Source organism: Gordonia asplenii (assembly GCF_012933505.1).
GTDB lineage: Bacteria > Actinomycetota > Actinomycetes > Mycobacteriales > Mycobacteriaceae > Gordonia > Gordonia asplenii.
On record NZ_JABBNB010000013.1, the window covers coordinates 15,984 to 34,791 of the forward strand.

Here is an 18,808-nt window from a genome sequence, read left to right on the forward strand (position 1 = left end):
AACAGAGACCACACATGACCATCGATTTCCCCGAGCTGGAGACCCTGACGTTCACCGAAGCCGAACCGGGGGTCGGCGTCCTGGCGATGAACCGTCCGGAGCGGATGAACTCCCAGACCGTGGAGATGTTCGGTGAGTATCTGGCGGCCGGACGCGCCTTGCGCGACAGCGGATTACGGGCGCTCATCGTGACCGGAAGTGGAGATCGCGCCTTCTGCGCGGGCTTCGACCTCGACGAGATCCACGTCATCACCGAGATGGGCGTGCGCGACTTCCTCAAGTTCCAGGAGACGGCGACCGGCGGTATCCAGTCGATTCGCCATCTACCGTTCCCAGTCATCGCGGCTGTGCACGGACCGGCGACCGGCGGTGGCTTCGCGCTCGCCCTCGCCGCCGACATCCGGCTCGCCGCGCCGACGATGAAGATGAGCGCGGCCTTCGTCAAGGTCGGCCTGTCCATCGGTGAGCTCGGCACCTCGTACAACTTGGCGCGACTGGTCGGTCCGGCCCGCGCGGCCGAAATCGGTTTCACCGCACGCATTGTTCATGCAGACGAGGCCCTGCGCATCGGCCTCGTCAACCGGATCGTCGACTCCGACTCCCTGCTCGACGAGGCACTGGCGATGGCGCGACAGATCGCGCAGAATTCGCCCGGTGGCGTGCGCATGTCCAAGCGCGCGATCCAGCGCAACGGTGAAATCGGTTCGTATGAAGCGGCGTTGGAGTTGGAGAACCGCGGCCAGGCGCTGCTGACCCGCACCGACGACATGCCCGAAGCGCTGGCGGCGTACACCGAGAAGCGTGCTCCGATCTTCACCGGGGCGTGAATATGAGTTGGGACTGGACGCCGGACACATTGGCTGCGCTGCAACGCTTTCTCACCGACCGCGGCATCGTGTCGGGACCGCTCACGTCGAAACCGATCGGCGACGGGCACTCGAACCTGACCTTCTTGATCAGCGACGGCACCTCGCACGTCGTGGTGCGTCGACCTCCGCCGCCGCCCATCCCGCCCGGCGCGAACGACATGTTGCGCGAGGCGCGGCTGCTTACGGCGTTGCGCGACACCGACGTTCCGGTGCCCACGGTCCTCGCGACGGCGGCTGCGGGACAGGTGCTCGACGTCCCCTTCTACGTCATGAGCTTTGCCCACGGGCCCGTCGTGACTACGACGACGCCGTCGCCACTGGACACCGTCCAACAGCGAAGAATTTTGGGGGACAACCTCATCGACACCCTCGCCGCGCTTCATCGGGTGGACTGGCGAGCCATCGGTCTGGGGGACCTCGGCCGCCCCGAGGGGTTCAACGCGCGTCACCTGTCCCGAATGCGGCGATTGATCGCCGACGCCGACGGCGTCGTCCCCGAGCACTTCGCCGACGTCGACGCGTGGCTCGGCGCGAACACGCCGGCCGAATCCGGTGCGGCACTGATTCATTGCGACTTCCGGATCGGAAACGTCGTGCTGGCGCCCGACGTTCCGGGTCGAGTGGCCGCGGTGCTGGACTGGGAGTTGGCGACGATCGGTGATCCACTGCTCGACGTCGGGTACTTCCTGGCCACCGTTCCCGAGCCTGGCCGGTCGCTCAATCCTACGGCGGAGCTGAGTGCGGCGATGCTCGAAGAGGGATATCCGACCCGCGCCGAGCTGGCTGACCGCTATCGACGCAAGACCGGACGTGACCTGTCAAACCTGAACTGGTACACCACATTTGCGCTGTGGAAGCTCGCGGTGCTCTACGAGTACTCGCGGCGGCGCCTGGTCGACGGCATCGGTGATCCGTATTACGCGGATCCGGCGCTGGTCGAGTCCTTCCTGGCGCAGGCGCGGCGCGCGGCAGGACTGGACTGCGACAAGACATTCCATGACCGCCTGGTCGAGCCCACCACACCGGATCTGCCGGCCGGCTTCTTCGATCGATTCGTCTTCAACCTGCACCCGACCGATGCCGTGACACCGTCGGTGCTGCTCGGCTTCGGGATCTACCCGCCGAAGGACACCGCCGACGGATTCGTCGTGCTGTCCGACGGAACCGAACAGCGAAATCTGAGGTTCGCGACCACGCTCGGCGAGACCGTCGACGGCGGCGGACCGTTCCGTTTCGCTGTGACCGAGCCGAATACCATCTGGGAACTTCGCTTGTCGGACAACGCCATCGGCGTCGAGCTCGATGTGACCTGGCATGCCCGCACTCCACCGTGGTGGGGGCGGGTGGCCGTCGGTAATGCGACCGGGCAGGAGACGTCGTTCGATCATCTCTTTCAATCCGGACGCTACGCGGGAACGCTGACCGTCGATGGGGTTACCCGCAGCGTCGACGGATGGTGGGGGCAACGGGACCGTTCGCGTGGTGTGCGCACCATGTCCGGCGGCCAGGGCCTGCACATCTGGTTCCAGGCGCAGTTCCCCGCCTTTTCGATAGGTCTGCTGCTCGTCGAGACCCGCACCGGGGAGCGAATCCTGTTGGAGGGAGCGGTGATGCACGAGAGCGGTGAGGTCGACGCCGTCGTCGACGTGCGTCACGCATTGCATGCCGACGCCAACCTCGACCTGATCGACGGCGACGTGCTGGTCGTCACCGCCGTCGGTCGGGAGTACCTCGTACATGCCGATGCGACCGCGGGCGGCGGATTCATGGCCGGCGCGGGTTACGGTGGGCACCATGGCATTTCCCGCGGCGCCGACCACGTCGAGGCGGACCGCTACCCGCTCGACGGTTCGGTGAACCCGCGGACCCTCGACTCGGCGTTGACCGATCGGTTGTGCACCTTCGATCTCGACGGCCTGGCGGGATCGGGCATCTTCGAGTTCGCGTTCACTCGTAGCGCGTCGTACACGTATCGCCCGACGATCTGACGATGGGATCACCGAGTCCCGCGGTCGCCTCGGCGTTGATTTCCCCGAGTAGTTCCAGACCGTGGGCGAGGTTGTCCAGTTTCTGCGTCGTGGTCTCGCCCGCGGGATACATGCGGACCGTGTCGACGCCGGCGTCGCGCCACACTCGCAGGCGGCGCGCGACGATCTCGCGCGTACCGATGAGCGTGGTGGCGAGCACCATGTCGTCGGTGATGAGTTCCGCGGCGCCGCGACGATCGCCGGCCTGCCACCGTGTCCGTACCTGGCCGGCGACCTCCGCCCATCCCTGGCGCGAGTAGGCGGCGTTGTAGAAATTGGTCGACGCGGAACCCATGCCGCCGAGACTGAACGCGAGTTCGGCCTTGCGGCCGGCGATGTGGCGGGTCATCGCGTCCTCGTCGTCGAAGATCGCGATCTCCGCGCCTTGGCAGACGTCGAGGTCGGCACGCGTGCGTCCGGCCGATGCGAGACCGGCGTCGAGATGCTCGAAGTAGGCGCTCGATCCCTCGGGGACGAAACTCGTGCCCAGCCAACCGTCGGCGACGGCGCCGGTGAGTTGGAGCATCTTCGGTGACAGTGCCGCGAGGTAGATGGGAATCCCGTCGTTGGGCGCCATCGACAGTCGCATCGGCCGGGTGGAATCGTCGGCGGGGATGGTGATGATGTCGCCGTGGTAGTTCACCTTCTCGCCCGCGAACACCTGCCGGATCACATCGATGTTCTCCTGCATCCGTCGCAGCGGACGGTCGAACGGCAGGCCGTGCAGACCGGAGATGACCTGTGGCCCAGAAGCGCCCAGCCCCAACAGGAAACGTCCGTCGCTGAGGTCGGCAAGGGTGAGCGCTGCCTGTGCGATGGCCACCGGGGTCCGAGTACCGATCTGGATGATGCCCGATCCCAACGACATTCGGTCGGTGCGTGCCGCGAGATACCCCAGCACCGACGGTGCATCCGAACCCCACGCCTCGGCGACCCAGCACACGTCCAGTCCCAGGCGTTCGGCTTCGAGCACGAAATCGATCGTCTCCGAGCGTGAACCGGAGACCTCCACGGTTGTCGCGCTACGCATCACGCCGCACCCTCCGCTCGCTGCTTGATGTCGGCAAGCGTCCGTGTCATACCGGCCTCGAACTCCCGCATCCGTACGAACACGATCTTCTGCTCTTTGTCCGGCATCGCGTCGATGGCCAGCGAGAGCCCCGACGGCGCCGGACCCATGGTCATCCACTGCATCAGGCGGGTGCCGCCCTCGACGAGCGAATCGTCGTCGGCCAGTACAAAACCCCACGACGACGACGGATCCTGCGGATCGGACACCGCCCACGTGAACCGTCGCGGCGAATCGTATTCCACCACATACGATGTGGTCGACCATTTGCCGAGTGCGGGATGTCTGCTGGTGCCCACGAAGGACGATCCGACTGTCGGCCGGCGCGTCGGATCCGACCACTCGACGGTCAGCAGTTCCTCACTCATCTGCGGCATCAGCGTGACGTCGGTGATGATCGGCCACACCACCTCGGGTGAGGCCGCAACCTCGGTCGTCACCTCGACCCGAGGACCGTCCGCGTATCGCACGCCAGTCCATTCCATGCCGGCACCATCCTTCTCACGTTGCTGTCCATGAGATGGTTGCATAACTAGACTAAGCTGGTCAACGGTCAGTTCTCGGTATCGTCGCTCGGTGCGCCACGCGAGTCGCCGACGGCGAACCGCGCAACGATGTCGGGTCGCCGACGCAGGTGTTCGGGGTAGCCGGGGCCCATCCGCACGTGGGATTCTTCGATCGGTACCGGTTCGCCGCAGTGCTCGCAGACCACCGCGACGCGCGTGTCGTGCCCGCAGGCGGTGTGCCGCAGCGTCACCGGCGGCCCGGACTCGTCGGCCAGCCACTCATCACCCCACCGGGTGATCACCAACAGCACCGACCACAGGTCCGCACCCTTCGGGGTGAGCACGTACTCGAATCGGCGGGGTTCGCTCTGGTATTCACGTCGGCGGAGAACGTCCGCCTCGACCAGACGTGCCAATCGATCCGAGAGTGTGTTGCGGGCGATGCCCAGTTCGCGGCGAATGTCGTCGAACCGCGTGAAACCGTAGAAGACTTCGCGGAGTACGAGGACCGTCCACGAGTCGCCGAGCACGTCCATGGTGCGCGCCACCGAACAGGGCCAATTATCGAAAGAGGTTCGACGCATAGATCCAGATTATCGTCTCATCTCTGGACTCAGCAGGTAAAGCGGCCCGCCTAGGCCGAAATGCCCCCGTTCGGGCTCACCACCTGGCCGGTGATCCGGCGAGCTGCCGGACTCGCCAGGAACAGGATCAGTTCGGCCAGGTCTTCCGGCTCGGCCACGCCGAGCGCCGCCTGCTTGGTCGCCTTGGCGAAGAGCTTGGCGCTGAACGGATCTCCCATCACTCGTTCGAATGATCCGGTATTCGCGATCAGCGACGGCGTGACCGCGTTGACGCGGACACCGTCACGCTTTGCTTCCATGGCGAGCGTTCGGGAGAACATCACGATCGCGGCCATCGCGGCACCGATCACCGTCTCGCCGGGTGTCGGGTGCTTCGCCGCATCGGAGGCGACGTTGATGATCACGCCGCCGCGTCGCTCCCGCATGCCGGGAAGAGCGGCACGACTCATGTTCATCGGTCCGAGAGCCTGTTGCATCAGCATGCCCGGGAGGTCGGCGGGGTTCGTATCGTGCAGGAGCCTCGGGGTGTATGCGGCCGCGGTGGAGTTGATCAGAATGTCGACGGCGCCGAGCGACGACGTCACCTCGGTGATCACGCGTGCGGCGTCGTCCGGATCGTTGGCGTCGGCAGAGACGAACAGCGCCCAGATCCCCGGTGCGAGTGACCGGATCTCCTCCGCGGCCCGCTCGCCGCGTTCGGTGTTGCGCCCGATCAACGCGATGCGCTGCGTCCCGGCCGCGACGAGCTGTCGTGCCACCTGCAGCCCGACGCCGCTGGTGCCGCCGGTGATACACACGGTCGCGTCGGTCAGCGTGGGGAGGTGAATCGCCGAGGTGTCGGTCATCGAATGTTCCTTTGCAGGTCGAGGGGCACCGGTTCACCGGAAGCTCCATGGGCGTGGTCGAGGTTTCCGTCGCAGGCGGCGCAGTGTGGCACGCCCGCGGACTTGTGCCGGGCGAAATCATCGGCCGTCGCCGCGTCGGCGACATGCGGCAGACCCGCGCTACCGGCGACGTCATCGCGTGCCAGCAGGCCGGCGCCGTAGGCACCGGCGATCTGCGGCTCGTCGAGCTGTTCGACGGGCTGGCGCAGTAGGCGCGAAATATGTTCCAGCGCAGCGGGATTCTTTGCGACACCACCGGTCATGACGGTCGGGGTGGCTTTGCCCACCTGTGCGACGAGGCCGAGTGTTCGTGCCGCGACGGCCTTGTGTACCGACGCCGCGATATCAGCCTTGTCCTGGCCCTGGGCGAGCATCGAAATCACCTCGGTCTCGGCGAACGTCGCGCACATGCTGCTGACTTCGAGCGTGTCGGTCCCGCGTAGGGCCAGGGCGCCGACGTCGGCGACGTCGACTTCGAGGGCACGGGCGAGGACGTCGAAGAATCGCCCGGTCCCGCTGGCGCAGCGGTCGTTCATGGCGAACCGGTCGACCAGACCGTCGTCGTCGACGAGGATCGCCTTGCTGTCCTGCCCGCCGATGTCGATCACCAGGCGCACGCCGGGTCGCATGGCCGCGGCGCCGCGGGCATGGCAGGTGATCTCGGTGAAGCTGCGGTCTACGCCGGGTACCAGTTTGCGACCATAGCCGGTGCTGATCGTGCGCCGGATCGCCGAGCGCGCCACTCCGGCGGTGGCGAGTGCGGCGTCGATGGCGCGGCCGACCGCTTCCCGGCTGACCGCACCCATCTGCACCACCGACGATCCGGCGAGCGCGCCGCCGGAATCGACGACGGCGGCCTTGGCCGTGGTCGAGCCCAGGTCGACGCCCAACACGAACCACTCGTTCATCGTCATGTCCTCGTTCCGCTGCGGAATATCTTGCTATACAAGAGTTTTCATGCGTTGGACGTCGATGGCCTCGAGCATCGCCGCCAGTCGGCTGTCGAAGAGTTCGTCGTTGTAGAACGACGCATCGGCGACGTCGCCTTCGAAGACGAACGATTTGACGCCGCGCTCCCGCTCGGCGGTCCGGGCCAGCATCGTCTGCGGATTGGTCATCGCTCGGCACGTGCGGGTGGAGTGAAAGGCGATGCCGTCGATCGAGTATTCGTCGAGCCGACGCAGCAGCAGTTCTTGGAGATTCTTCAACCCGTGGTTGAGCGGGCACAACAGATAATGCTGCGCCATCCCGAGCAATGGATTGTCGACGTCGATGAGTTGTGGCTCCTGCCAGAAGGACTCGTGGGTGTAGCGGCCGGCGACCACCGCGACGTCGTACTCGGCGAACTTGCGGGTGAGGAATCCGAGCTTGTTCCAGTTCATGATGCCGTCGAAGTAGACGCGGTAGCGTTCGTTCGCCAGGGCGCTGCATCCGTCGGTGATGCGTTGGGAGATTTCGTCTTTCACTCCGGCGAAGTAGTCGACGAGCGCCTGGTTGCCGGGCAGGAAGTTGATGGGTGCGATGCTGGCGACCCAGTCCCAGTAGGTGGCAGGCGTGGGAGCCTGGCGGCACAGCTGCATGCCCTCGAGTCGAAGCTCGGCGGCCTTCTTGATGTAGGACATGCTTTCGCTGAGTTTGTCCCAGTCGAACGGTTGCCCGGTCTGGTATTCGAGGAAGGAGATGAGTTCGCGCAGTTGACCTTCGACGTATCTGCTCACCTCGGTCCACTCCTCGCCACGCATGTACCCGGCGTCGGGCTTGTTGCCCCACAGCATCGGCATCGACACGTTGAACAGTGGCAGCTTCCGGTCGAAGACACGGTAGGTCATCGCGTCCCACTGCTGACCGGTGCTGCACCCGGCGTACCCGTTGACGAAGAAGTCGGGGCTGGGCAGTTTGGCGGCTAATTCTTGCTGGTCGTGCATGCCGACGATACCGGTCTCCTTCGCGGTCGCCGACTGATGAGTGAGGACCGCGCATCCCAAGTGAGTCCGCGCGTACGAGCAGAGTTCGCCGATGTAGCCGTACTCGGCACCGGCCGCCTGGGCGGGTTCTTCGAGATGCTGTGCGGCGAGCCGCGCGGCGAACGCCTCGCCGTGGCACCATTCCAGGCCCGCGGCCTGGAACAGTGGATTCATCGCGGCGCCGTTGTACCAGACGACATGCTTGCCGCGTTCCTTGGCGGTGATGATGTTCTCCCAATAGTCGGCGACCATCGTGCCGCCGACCCTGGTCGAGGACAATCGGTTGGGCTTGTTCGTGGGCTGCGCGGTTGTCATGGCGAACTCCTTTGGGGCTGAAGAGGTTTTCAGGCTTCGGCGGCCGCGAGTGCGGGAGCGTTCGACGTCGGCTTGCGGCGAATGCGTTCGACGAAGGTCTCGATCCGCGTTCGCAGGGCCTCGGCGGGATTGCCTTCGTGTTCGGTCTCGATGAGCAGGAGCGGAATGCCTTGGGCGTCAAGCGCTTTGCGGAGTTCGGGATAGTAGAGCATGTGCGGTTCGCAGAATTTGGCCATCAGCACCACGACGCCCTGTGATCCGCTGGCGCGCAACGAGTCGATCAAATGCGTGTCCCAGTCGACCTCGACGGTGATTCTGGTCGGGCAGGGTTCGGTGAGGTTGCGATCGAGGTACCACTGTGCGAGGGCATCGAAGGGATCACCGCTCTCGGCGACGTCGGTCGAGATGTAGCGGTACCCGGTGTAGAGGTCGTCGTCGACGACGAGGGCGCCGGCCTCTTCGATGGTGTCGAGCACTGCCGGCTTCGGCGCGTGGCAGAAATGCCCGGACAGGTGCAGCCGGATCAGATCGTCGGACGCTTCAACGGGCGGATTCAGCTCGGCCAGAAGCTCTTTCAGAAGTCTTGTGTGCTCGGCGACGTCCATCACCATCGACGACTTCACCAGGGTCTGCATCTGGGTGGGTGTGATGCGTACGCGTCCGGAGCGGCGCAGATCGTAGAGCTCGCGCAATAGTCGGCGATCGGCGTTGAAGGCCGCGATGCTCGCGGTCAGCGCGCTTGAGGTGATCGGCGTCGCGGTGGTCTTCTCGATCTCGGCGGCGAGTTCGTCGATGCGGCCGTGCACGCGCGGCTTGGTCCATGGATCGTCCATCGAACTGGTGAACTGGGCGAAGTGCACCGGCGCCGACGGGTGGGCCCAACGTATGACGTCGACCGCGCCGAGTAGTTGAACGCAATGATCGGCGGTCACGAACGCGTCGAAGACGTCCAGTTCGCCGACGGCGGCTTGGTCGGCCACGCTGCGGGTGTACCCGCAGTAGAACTCCGCGAGCAAGCTGCGGCCTTCGGTGATCGGAGTCTGGCTCTCCTGAATGACCACCGGTAGCGCGCCCGCGGCGTGTGCGAGCTCGCCGGGGAAATTCATTGGGAAACAACCGATTACGGCAGCGGAATGCGTCGCCTTCCAGGTCGCCGCGTAGCCGGCGGGGTCGTCGGCCGCAGCGCGCAGGGTCGACAGGATGGTGGGGTTCAGCTCGCTCATGTGAAAGCTCCTCGACTGTGGTCGGCGGCTCCCGCGGGACGTCGTCGCGACGCGGTGGCTCGGTGTTGATAATACGATATGGGAGAGAATATTGCTAGAAGTGTCAAATGAATGGTGCACGGCAGGTCGGTTGGCGCCGTGCGGTGCGGATAGGTGAGGATGAGAGCCATGGCTGACAACCCGAACGGCGCTGCCAAAGACCCGCTGTCGTCGGGTTCGGCACGATCGGCCCTGATCACCGCACTCGGTGACCTGGTGGAGCCGTGCGGAGATCAACCGGTGCGCACCGCGGCGCTGGTCTACGTGTTGAAGGCGCTGGGGTTCTCCGAGCACGCCGCTCGGCAGGCGATCGCCCGTACCGGTGCCGCCGGCTTGATCGACGCCGAGCGCGACGGACGGGAGACGCGGTGGCGGCTCACCGACAAGGCGCACCGGTTGTTCACCGAAGGCGACAGTCGGGTCTTCTCCACCGATGTCGACATCACGCGCTGGGATGGGCGATGGTTGGTGGTCAACGTGCCCATTCCCGAGTCGCTTCGCTCGACACGCAAGCGACTGTATGCGGCGCTGCAGTGGGCGGGACTCGGGAACCCCGCGCCCGGGCTGTGGGTCACCCCGCACGTCAATCGGGCAGCGGAGGTGCACAAGACGATCGAGTCACTCGGGCTGGAGCGGTACGCGGTTGCCTTTGTCGGTGGACTTTCGGTCCCGGGCATCTCCGAAGCTGACCTCGTCGCCCGCTCCTGGGATCTCGCCGCGGCCGAACAGGCCTATGACGAACTCTGCAAGCGTTACGACGGTCGTCGTTTCGAGGGTGTCGACGATCAGCTCGTCGCGCACCTGCAGTTGGCAGACGCCTTGCGGCACATGGCATATATCGATCCGCGACTACCCGAGGTATTGCTGCCGGACTGGCCCGGCCTGCGCTACGCGAAGCGCCTGACCGCGCTGCGCGCCGAGTGGACACCGGCGGCGCACCAGCGGTGGCGGGAGATCGCCGCGGGCTGAGCGGCCCGTCTCACGTCGTGCGCTGCGCCTTGCTCGACGCCGTCGCAGCTTTCGCCGAGTCCTTGATCTGCTGCCAGTCGGCGTCGCCGAGCGACGTCAGGCCAGCGAAAGTTCCCGGGCCGGCGAGCATTTGGGCGCCGTCCATCGCGATGGTCTGCCCGGTCAGGTAGTCGCAGGCGTCGGAGAGCAGGAACATCGTCAGGTTGGCGAGTTCGGCGATGGTGCCGGTGCGGCCGGCCGGAATCTGATCGGCCTGCGTGGCGCCGACCGAACTCTTGTCGGTGGGGTTGAGCATCTCCCAGGCGTAGTCGGTCGGAATCGGTCCGGGCGCAAGGGCATTGAGGCGGATTCGGTACTTGGCCCACTCGACCGCCAAGGACATGGTCATCGAATGCACCGCGGCCTTGGCCATCGCCGAGGGCACCACGAAAGCCGACCCGGTCCACACCCACGTGGTCAGCGTGGAGAGCACGCTGCCGGGCAGGCCGTCGGCGATCCAGCGTCTGCCCGCGGCGTGCGTGGTGTGAAACGAGCCGTTCATCACGGTGCTCGTGATCGCCGAAAAGGCGCGTGGGCTCAGATCTTTCGTCTGAGCGATGAAGTTCGCCGCGGCGTTGTTCACCACTCCGGTCAGCGGACCGTGATCGGACCAGATGCGTCCCATGGTGTCGTCGACGCTGTCGTAGTCGCGGACGTCGACGGTGTGGAAGAACACCGAGCCGGGGCGGTTGGCCGACGCCTCTGCGGCAGCTTCGGCCAGCACCGGCTCGCGTCGGCCCCACAGATGTACCTCGGCACCGTGGTCGGCCAGGTGGCGGGCGACGCCGCGGCCGAGGCCGGTACCGCCGCCGGTGATCAGGATGCGCTTACCGTCGAGCACCGATGGAGTGAACGGACTGGTTGCCTCCGGCATCGCCCGCGTCACCTATTTGCCCCGGTAGGGCGTGAAGTCGGGCTTGCGCTTCTCGTTGAAGGCGTTGATTCCCTCCTGTGCCTCCGGGGTCTCACCGAACATCGCCAGAGTGGAATAGGCCATGGTGCCGATGCTGACGAAGTGCTCGGTGTCGGTGTTCATCGACTGTTTGAGGACTTTCAGCGCGGTGGGGGAGAAGTCGAGCATCTGGTCGGCCCAGGCGCGGACTTCGGCTTTCAGGTCAGCGGCGGGCACCACGCGGTTCACCAGGCCCCAGTCGAGGGCTTCTTCGGCGGACAGTCGACGCAGCATGAACCAGATCTCGCGGGCGCGCTTCTCGCCGACGACACGAGCCAGATAGCCCGAGCCCAGGCCGGCGTCGAAGGATCCGACCCGTGGTCCGTTCTGGCCGAACTGCGCGGTGTCGGCGGCAATCGTCAAGTCGCACAAGACGTGCAGAACATGTCCGCCGCCGATGGCCAGACCGTTGACGGCGGCGATGACGGGCTTCGGGGCGTCGCGGATGACGCGGTGCAGAGCCTCGACCTCGAAGAGTCCGCTGTTCGACGGGCCATAGTCGCCGGTCTCCGCGCGCTGCTTCTGATCGCCGCCGGCGCAGAAGGCCTTGTCGCCCGCGCCGGTCAGCGCGATGACGCCGACGTCGCTGCTGGCCCACGCACGCTTGAAGGCCGACACGAGTTCGTCCACGGTCTGTGCGCGGAAGGCGTTGTAGCGTTCCGGCCGGTTGATGGTGATCCAAGCCAGTCCGTTGTCGACCTCGTAGGTGATGTCGGTGAATTCGCTCATCAGACGTCGGTGTCCTCTCATCGGGTGGTGCGGGGAAAAGTCTCGTTGTGGTCATTAGGACTGACCATTTGCAATACCGTACCTTTATTGCCGGGGATGGGCAAGGGCCTCAGCTGTCGAGGAACAGCGAGATCGCTTCGGATCGATTGACCGCGCCGACCTTGCGCAGGATCTTCTTCACGTGCGATTTGACGGTCTCCACGCTGATCGCCAGTCGGTCGGCGATCTCCGCGTTCGACGCGCCGAGTGCGATCAGGCGCATCACGTCGATCTCCCGCCCGGTCAGCAAGCGCTCGATCGCCTGATTCGCCGGCGTCGGGCGATCGTCGGCATCGGGGACCGCGTCGATGGTGAGTTCGGCCGTGGCGATCCGCCCGGCGTCGGCCACCAGCGCGGCGACCCGGTCGGCGAGGATCTCGTGGTGGCGATGGATCCGGTCGGCCGACGATCCGCGTTCGGCCACGGCCGCGACCGCACTCGCATACAGCGCCAGTAGTTCGGCGTCGTCGGCGGTTACCGGCAACTGCGGCGCCGGTGCCGCGTAGATCATCCCGGCGATTCGACGATCGGTGCGTACCGGTGCGGCGACGTACGCGGTCGTGCCCAGCAGCCGACCGATCATCGGCGTCGCCGATGTTCCGTCGACGAGTCGGACATCCGGATCGCTTCCGGTGCAGCACTTTTCGACGTCGCCCGGCGGATACGTCACAGGTGCCGTCGAGGCTGCCGGGAGCGGGCCGGCCGAGCCGGCGCACGCGGTCACAATCCACTGTGTGCCGTCGACGACCGAGTGCGCGACCGCGGCGAAACCGGCCGCGTCGACGAGTTCGGAGCACAATTGCGCGGGAAGGCTGTGTCGATGCGGGTGGGTGGTCAATCGTCGAATCGACGCCGCCAGTGAGTCGATGCGTTGACGGCCCCGGTCGGCGATGAACTGTCGCAGGCTCAACTGGATGTGCAGTGACCGTGACACCAGTGCCACGTCTTCGGCGCTCAACGCATTCCCGGCAGCGCCACGTTCCAGTGCGATGCGAACGGATTCCTCGGCATCGGATACGACGTCGTCGGTCGACGTCTCGGCGTGGGCGCCCGAGATGCCCAGCGCGCGTCGCAACTCGCCGTCGAGCTCGGCGAGAGTCACCGTGAGGCGAGCCGCGCCGGCGAGTCTCACGCGGGCGCCTTCGCGCTGAGCCGACCGCCGATCTGCACGAACCGGGCGACAGCGGCAGACCGAGTGGACGTCCCGAGTTTTCTCGTGATCTGTTTGACGTGCGACTTCACGGTTTCCTCGGAGATCACCAGGGAGCGCGCGATCTGCGCATTGGTCGCGCCGATTGCTATGTGCCCCAATACCTCTCGCTCGCGCGACGTCAGCACGTCGGCGGAGATGTCCGGGCGCGCAGCGGATACCGGCGCGACGATCGGCGACGTCGCGCGCGGGCCGGCGACGTCGTCGAGCGCGGTGAGTTCGGCGGTGATGTCCCCGAACATCTCATCGACTCGGGTCGAACTGCGTGCCAGTCGGTCGGCGAGGATCGCTCGCTCGAATACGCTCGACAGGCACTCGCTGAGCGCGGCGACCAGACTAAGGTCGGTTGCTGAGATCTGCCGGTCCGTCGGACGGTCGACGTGCAGGATGGCGATCACGCGTCCCTGCGACACGATCGGGGCGACGACGTAGCCCACCGTGTGAGCGACCGCGACGATCTCCTTGAACGTCCGTCGATCACTGTCGGGCTGCGAAGTCATCGACGGTGTGCGGGTGCGGACGACGGAAGATTCCAGGGGCGCGTCGGCGAGCGAGATCTGGGCACCGGTGACGTAGGAACGGAATGCGGTGTTATCCGGGCCGTCGTCGGATTCGAAGTGCAGATGTTTGGGCAGCCACACGGCGGCGTGAACCGAGGACAGCATCGCCCGTCCGAACGACAGGCCCCGGCAGACTCGCGCGGGGATCTCGGTGATGAGATCGGAGGTGGTCGATTGCAGCAGGTCATCGACGGTGTGCCGGACTTCGCCCACTGACCGGATGGCGCTGGTGGCGTCGTCGCGCAGCCGTTGCGTCTGGAGCTGGTGTACCCGGTAGAGGGCGCGGCACGCGGCAAGGCGGCGGTCGTCGGACAGCGTCGGGCGTGACACTTCTTGTTCGGCACGCCGGCGGGCCGCGGCGAGCGCGGCATCGACACTTTCCGCCGGTACTTGCGGGATACCGAGGAGATCGGCCACCTCGTCGAGTTCGCGTCGGGTGCGTGAAGAGCTGTGCGCGATCTGGGCGGTCGTGATCGACTGTGGCATGAACCCGCTCCCAAGTCTTGGATCAATGATCAGACCATACAGCTAGGCTGATAGTTTCGCCAGGCCCTTCCCATTGGTTGAGCGAGGCGCAGCCGAGTCGAAACCACCGAACTCACCCAATCGGATGTGTCGCCATGGTTTCGACTCGCTCGTCGCTAACGCTCCTCACGGCTCAACCAGCGGAGGGGCCCAACCGTCGGTGAGTCCAGGCTCAACCAAGAGTGGGGTATTGCGGTCGTATCAGCCCTCGAAGGTCAGTACCGGCTTGACGGTCAACCCGTCATGCTGGTCGGCGACAGCGGTGTTGATCGCGGTGAACGGATAGGTCTTGACCAACTTGTCCAGGGGCAACCGGCCCGCGCGGTAGTGCTCGACGAGCTCGGGGATGAAGTCGTCCGGCACGCTGTCACCTTCGATGATGCCGGTGATGGTCAGGCCCCGTGTCAAACCGGCGATGATGTTGTAGCCGACGGCTGCGGTCGGATCGGAGGGTACGCCGATCAGGCCGATCACCGCGCGCACCGCGACGGCGGGAATCAGTCCTTCGATCACCGACGGGATGCCGGTGGTGTCGACGACGTAGTTCACACCGCCGGGCACGATCTGTCGAATGCGTTCTGCGACATCGCCGTCGCGCGGATCGAGGGCATGGGTGGCGCCGAGTTCGAGGGCGAGTTCGCGCCGCGCCTGCGTCAACTCGACGACGATGATCTCCGCGCACTCCTGCAGCACGGCACCCATGACCGCGGAGAGCCCGACCGATCCGCCGCCGACGATCGCGATCGTCGACCCCTTCTCGGCCGCGAGTGAGCGGGTGACCGCGCCGACGCCGGTCTGTATCCCGCACCCCAGCGGCGCGAGGAGTTCGAAGGGGATGTCGGAGTCGACCTTCACGGTGTTGCGTTCATTGGCCAAAGCGACTGTCGCGAAAGAGGACTGGCCGAAGAACATTCCGCTGACCGGGCCGTCGGCGCCGGAGAGCGGCCGACTGCCGTCGGCGCGAACGCCGCCGTAATTGAGGGCGAGGAAGTTCTCGCAGTACGACTGCCGGCCCGACGTGCAGGTGGCGCAGGTGCCACAACTGTTGAAGGTGAGGCTGACTCGATCGCCTGGCGCGACCTTGGTGACACCGTCGCCGACGGCGATGACGGTGCCTGCTCCCTCGTGGCCCACGACGCCGGGAAACGCGATCGGTAGGACGCCGTCGCGCGCGGCGAGGTCGGTGTGACAGAGGCCGGCCGCGGCGATCTGGACGAGGACCTCGCCAGCCGCCGGGCCGTCGATGTCGATCTCGGCGAGGGTGAACTCACTTCCGGTGGCGGTGAGCAGAGCTGCGGTTGACTTCATCGTGTCTCCTGGGATTCATCCGACGGTTCGACCGGAGCGGGCGTCGTCCGAGCCGAGTGGCGGCCGGTGAACCGGGCCGCGGGTATCAGCATCAGGCAGCTGTGCAAATTATGCAACCAAATTTATGGTTAGACCTAAACGAGGTACCGAACTAGAGTGATGTCCTAAGCACAGCAGAAGGAGCCGATCACATGACACTCACCGAATCGTCGTGGCCCGCCGTGGCGAGCACCGGAGTTCGAGACATCACGCTGCCGCAGTTGATGCGCGAAGCGGCTGCGGCACAGCCGGATCGGATCGCGTTGGTCGACGCGGTCACCGACCCGGGAAGCAGGAGACAGTGGACCTACCGGGAACTCGTCGCCGACATCGAGCGATATGCACACGCGCTGCTGGCCGACTTCAGCCCGGGCGATCGGATCGGAATCTTCGCACCCAACAGCGCTGACTGGATCATCCTGCAGCAAGCGATCGCCATGGCCGGCATGGTGGTCGTCGCGGCCAATCCGGCCTACCGGACCGACGAGTTGGAATACGTGCTGCGCCAGTCGGAAGCGTCGGGGATCTTCTACTGCCGCGAGTACCGGGGCGCAGACTTGGCCGCCATCGTCGCCACGGCGACGGCGGCGGTGCCGAGTGTGCGGTCGGCGGTGCCCGACGACCGGTGGTCGGCGTTCGCCGACGGCGCCGCGCGGACGGCTCTGCCCGACGTCGCACCAACCGATCCGGTGCAGATTCAATACACCTCCGGCACAACGGGATTCCCCAAGGGCGCGCTGCTGCACCACAAGGGGATCGTGAACGAGGCGACCTTCGTCTTCGAACGAGCGGGCATGCCCGACGGCGGAGTCTGCATCAATGCCATGCCGATGTATCACATCGGCGGCGGCGCGGTGACCGAACTCGGTACCTTCGCCGCTCGTGGCACCTACGTCGTGCTCCCCGGATTCGATCCGGCGTCGGTACTCGAAGCCTACGAAACCTACCGCGGCACACACGGTCTGCTGGTTCCGACGATGTTGCTCGCACTGCTCGATCATCCCGACGCCGCGACCCGCGACCTGTCGAGCATGCAGACGGTGCTGTCGGGTGCGGCCGCCGTCCCGGAGGAGCTGGTCCGCCGCGTCACCCACGAGTGGGACTGCGACTTCTCGATTCTGTTCGGGCAGACGGAGATGCACGGCGTGATCAGCCAGACCAGGATCGCCGACCGTCCCGAGGATCAGGCGTCGACGGTGGGCAGGCCGCTGCCGGAACTCGAAGTGCGCCTTGTCGATCCCGTGACGGCAGCGGTCGTCGGACTCGGTGAGCAGGGGGAGATCTGTTGCCGCGGTTATCAGAACATGCTCGGCTACTACAACATGCCGGAGGAGACCGCGCACACCATCGACGCCGACGGATGGCTGCACATGGGTGATCTCGCGACCATGGACGAACGTGGTTTCCTGAAGATCACCGGACGCCTGAAGGAGATGATCATCCGCGGTGGAATGAACATCTATCCGCGCGAGATCGAGGAGTTGTTGTTCACCCATCCGGCGATCGGAGACGTCATCGTCGTCGGTGTGCCGCACGAGTACTGGGGCGAGGAGATCGCGGCCGTGATCCGGCCGGCCGGTGCGAATCCCGACCCGTTCGAGCTGAAAGAGTGGTGCCGCGAACGCATTTCGGCGCACAAGGTGCCGACCTCATGGTTCTTCACCGACGACTTTCCGATGACGCCGTCGGGCAAGATTCAGAAATTCAAAGTCCGCGACACCATCGTCGCCGGTGACCTGGTGCCCGAGGCGGTCACCGGCGGCGTGACTCAGTAGCCGACGTCGCCCCGACGGTAGATGTCGCCGGAGATGATCTTCTTCTGAATCTCGGCGCTGCCGTCGGCGGCGACCAGGTACGCCATCACGTCGCGATACCGAGCCTGATGCGGAAAGTCCGCGGAGTACCCGAGGTTGCCGTGCACCCGCATGGCAACCTCGATCGCCTGTCGTGCGACCTGCGGCGGCCACCACTTGCTCATCGACGCCAGTGCGGTGTGCGGCCGCTCGACCTCGCGCGCCCACAATGCCTTGTAGCAGAGCAGCCGAGCCGCCTCGACATAGGTGGCCTGCTCGGCGATCCCGAACGACACGCCCTGGTAGTCCGAGATCGGCCTACCGAAGGTCTCGCGTTGTAGCGAATAGCCGACGGCCTCGTCGAGGCTCTGGCGAGCGGCGCCCAGACACATCAGGCCGATGGCGGCCCGGCTGAAGTCGAAGTGGTTCAGCACCGATGCGAAACCGCGTCCCTCCGCGCCGATAAGATGCGTGCGTGGAATGAAGACATCGTCGAAATGGATTGAGCCCCAACCGATCGGCAGGCACCCCATGCCGAGCATATGGTGTCGGCTCACGCCGTCGGCGTCCATCGGGACGACGAAGCAGCTGACGCCGGTCGAGCGGGTCGTGCCGGGAGTGCGCGCATAGACCAGCGTGGCCGAGGCGTTCATGGCCCAGCTGATCGCGGTCTTCTCGCCGGAGACGATCCAGCCGTCGTCGACCGCCGTGGCGGTGGTGCGCAGCGCGCCCGCGTCGGATCCGGAGCCGGGCTCGGTCAACGCGATGGCCAGCGTCTCCTCGCCGGCGATCAACGGCGGAAGGTAGCGTTCCTGCACTTCCTCGCTGCCCGCGGCGATCTGCGAGCCGACGAGTCCCACCTGGATCGGCGCCGACGCCAGGTTGACATCACCGCGGGCGAGCACCTCGGTTGCCAATCCGAGCAATACGGGATCTTCGGCGCCGGTGCCGCCGAAGCGCTCCGGCAAGCCGATCCCGAGCACGCCGAGTTCGGCCAGCTTCTTGAACGCGTCGTACGGGAAGTCGGTGCTCGCCGCCCGCCGCGTGTAGTGGGGAAGCAGCTCCTGGGTGCTGAAGTCGGCGAGGACGTCGGCGAACTGCTGTTGCTCGGCGGAGAAGTCGAATGAGATCACGGGGCTCCCTTGGTCGGACGCGAAAGATACCT

17 protein-coding genes and 1 pseudogene are annotated in these 18,808 nt (G+C 65.9%); 5 read left to right on the top strand and 13 right to left on the bottom strand.

All coding sequences use genetic code 11. The features are described from left to right. Positions 1–14 precede the first annotated feature (14 nt). The 3 genes and pseudogenes from HH308_RS13730 to HH308_RS29795 all read left to right on the top strand — a co-directional run bounded on the left by HH308_RS13730 (position 15) and on the right by HH308_RS29795 (position 2,857). Positions 15–827 (top strand): enoyl-CoA hydratase/isomerase family protein, encoded by an 813-nt coding sequence (locus HH308_RS13730; RefSeq protein ID WP_170194785.1) that lies wholly within the window; start codon positions 15–17, stop codon positions 825–827. 2 nt (positions 828–829) lie between these two features. Beyond that, positions 830–1,858: pseudogene (locus HH308_RS29790) on the top strand (phosphotransferase family protein); the annotation flags it as partial. Continuing rightward, positions 1,844–2,857: an Rv3169 family protein gene (locus HH308_RS29795; RefSeq protein WP_246284603.1), complete on the top strand. Its 1,014-nt coding sequence runs from the start codon at positions 1,844–1,846 to the stop codon at positions 2,855–2,857. The pseudogene HH308_RS29790 and the gene HH308_RS29795, both read left to right, overlap by 15 nt. Here the strand turns inward: HH308_RS29795 and HH308_RS13740 are convergent. The 7 genes from HH308_RS13740 to HH308_RS13770 all read right to left on the bottom strand — a co-directional run bounded on the left by HH308_RS13740 (position 2,817) and on the right by HH308_RS13770 (position 9,441). Continuing rightward, entirely contained in the window at positions 2,817–3,926 is a 1,110-nt protein-coding gene (locus HH308_RS13740) for an LLM class flavin-dependent oxidoreductase (protein ID WP_170194787.1), read from the bottom strand. The genes HH308_RS29795 and HH308_RS13740 overlap by 41 nt on opposite strands. Further along, positions 3,926–4,450 (bottom strand): SRPBCC family protein, encoded by a 525-nt coding sequence (locus tag HH308_RS13745; protein ID WP_170194788.1) that lies wholly within the window; start codon positions 4,448–4,450, stop codon positions 3,926–3,928. The genes HH308_RS13740 and HH308_RS13745 overlap by 1 nt, the downstream gene beginning before the upstream one ends. A gap of 68 nt (positions 4,451–4,518) precedes the next feature. Continuing rightward, a complete protein-coding gene (locus HH308_RS13750) occupies positions 4,519–5,055 on the bottom strand; it encodes a winged helix-turn-helix transcriptional regulator (protein ID WP_170194789.1) in 537 nt (178 codons plus the stop codon). Positions 5,056–5,105: 50 nt separating this feature from the next. Next, positions 5,106–5,900, bottom strand: a complete 795-nt coding sequence (locus tag HH308_RS13755) for an SDR family NAD(P)-dependent oxidoreductase (RefSeq protein WP_170194790.1) — start codon at positions 5,898–5,900, stop codon at positions 5,106–5,108. Next, complete coding sequence (locus HH308_RS13760) at positions 5,897–6,853, bottom strand: acyl-CoA dehydratase activase (protein ID WP_170194791.1); 957 nt, start codon at positions 6,851–6,853, stop codon at positions 5,897–5,899. The genes HH308_RS13755 and HH308_RS13760 overlap by 4 nt, the downstream gene beginning before the upstream one ends. A 27-nt stretch (positions 6,854–6,880) precedes the next feature. Next, positions 6,881–8,218: a 2-hydroxyacyl-CoA dehydratase subunit D gene (locus HH308_RS13765; RefSeq protein WP_170194792.1), complete on the bottom strand. Its 1,338-nt coding sequence runs from the start codon at positions 8,216–8,218 to the stop codon at positions 6,881–6,883. Between the two features lie 29 nt (positions 8,219–8,247). Then, positions 8,248–9,441: a 2-hydroxyacyl-CoA dehydratase subunit D gene (locus HH308_RS13770; protein WP_170194793.1), complete on the bottom strand. Its 1,194-nt coding sequence runs from the start codon at positions 9,439–9,441 to the stop codon at positions 8,248–8,250. A gap of 168 nt (positions 9,442–9,609) precedes the next feature. Between HH308_RS13770 and HH308_RS13775 the strand changes: the two genes are divergently transcribed. Beyond that, complete coding sequence (locus tag HH308_RS13775) at positions 9,610–10,449, top strand: PaaX family transcriptional regulator (protein WP_170194794.1); 840 nt, start codon at positions 9,610–9,612, stop codon at positions 10,447–10,449. Positions 10,450–10,459: 10 nt separating this feature from the next. On the opposite strand, the gene HH308_RS13780 is transcribed toward HH308_RS13775, so the two are convergent. From HH308_RS13780 to HH308_RS13800, 5 genes are all read right to left on the bottom strand, one after another. Then, positions 10,460–11,362, bottom strand: a complete 903-nt coding sequence (locus HH308_RS13780) for an SDR family oxidoreductase (protein WP_170194795.1) — start codon at positions 11,360–11,362, stop codon at positions 10,460–10,462. Positions 11,363–11,374: 12 nt separating this feature from the next. Further along, positions 11,375–12,169, bottom strand: a complete 795-nt coding sequence (locus HH308_RS13785; protein WP_170194796.1) for an enoyl-CoA hydratase-related protein — start codon at positions 12,167–12,169, stop codon at positions 11,375–11,377. Positions 12,170–12,278: 109 nt separating this feature from the next. After that, the gene (locus HH308_RS30440) at positions 12,279–13,340 is read right to left on the bottom strand and encodes a helix-turn-helix transcriptional regulator (RefSeq protein WP_170194797.1); all 1,062 of its coding nucleotides are present in this window, start codon (positions 13,338–13,340) and stop codon (positions 12,279–12,281) included. Beyond that, entirely contained in the window at positions 13,337–14,464 is a 1,128-nt protein-coding gene (locus HH308_RS13795; protein ID WP_170194798.1) for a helix-turn-helix transcriptional regulator, read from the bottom strand. Before HH308_RS13795 ends, HH308_RS30440 begins: the two co-directional genes overlap by 4 nt. A 240-nt stretch (positions 14,465–14,704) precedes the next feature. After that, complete coding sequence (locus tag HH308_RS13800) at positions 14,705–15,811, bottom strand: NAD(P)-dependent alcohol dehydrogenase (RefSeq protein ID WP_170194799.1); 1,107 nt, start codon at positions 15,809–15,811, stop codon at positions 14,705–14,707. 191 nt (positions 15,812–16,002) lie between these two features. On the opposite strand from HH308_RS13800, the gene HH308_RS13805 reads away from it, so the two are divergent. Further along, on the top strand, positions 16,003–17,625 hold the full coding sequence (locus HH308_RS13805; protein ID WP_170194800.1) for an AMP-binding protein: 1,623 nt from the start codon (positions 16,003–16,005) through the stop codon (positions 17,623–17,625). On the opposite strand, the gene HH308_RS13810 is transcribed toward HH308_RS13805, so the two are convergent. Beyond that, positions 17,619–18,776, bottom strand: a complete 1,158-nt coding sequence (locus tag HH308_RS13810; protein WP_170194801.1) for an acyl-CoA dehydrogenase family protein — start codon at positions 18,774–18,776, stop codon at positions 17,619–17,621. The genes HH308_RS13805 and HH308_RS13810 overlap by 7 nt on opposite strands. Positions 18,777–18,808: the final 32 nt, after the last annotated feature.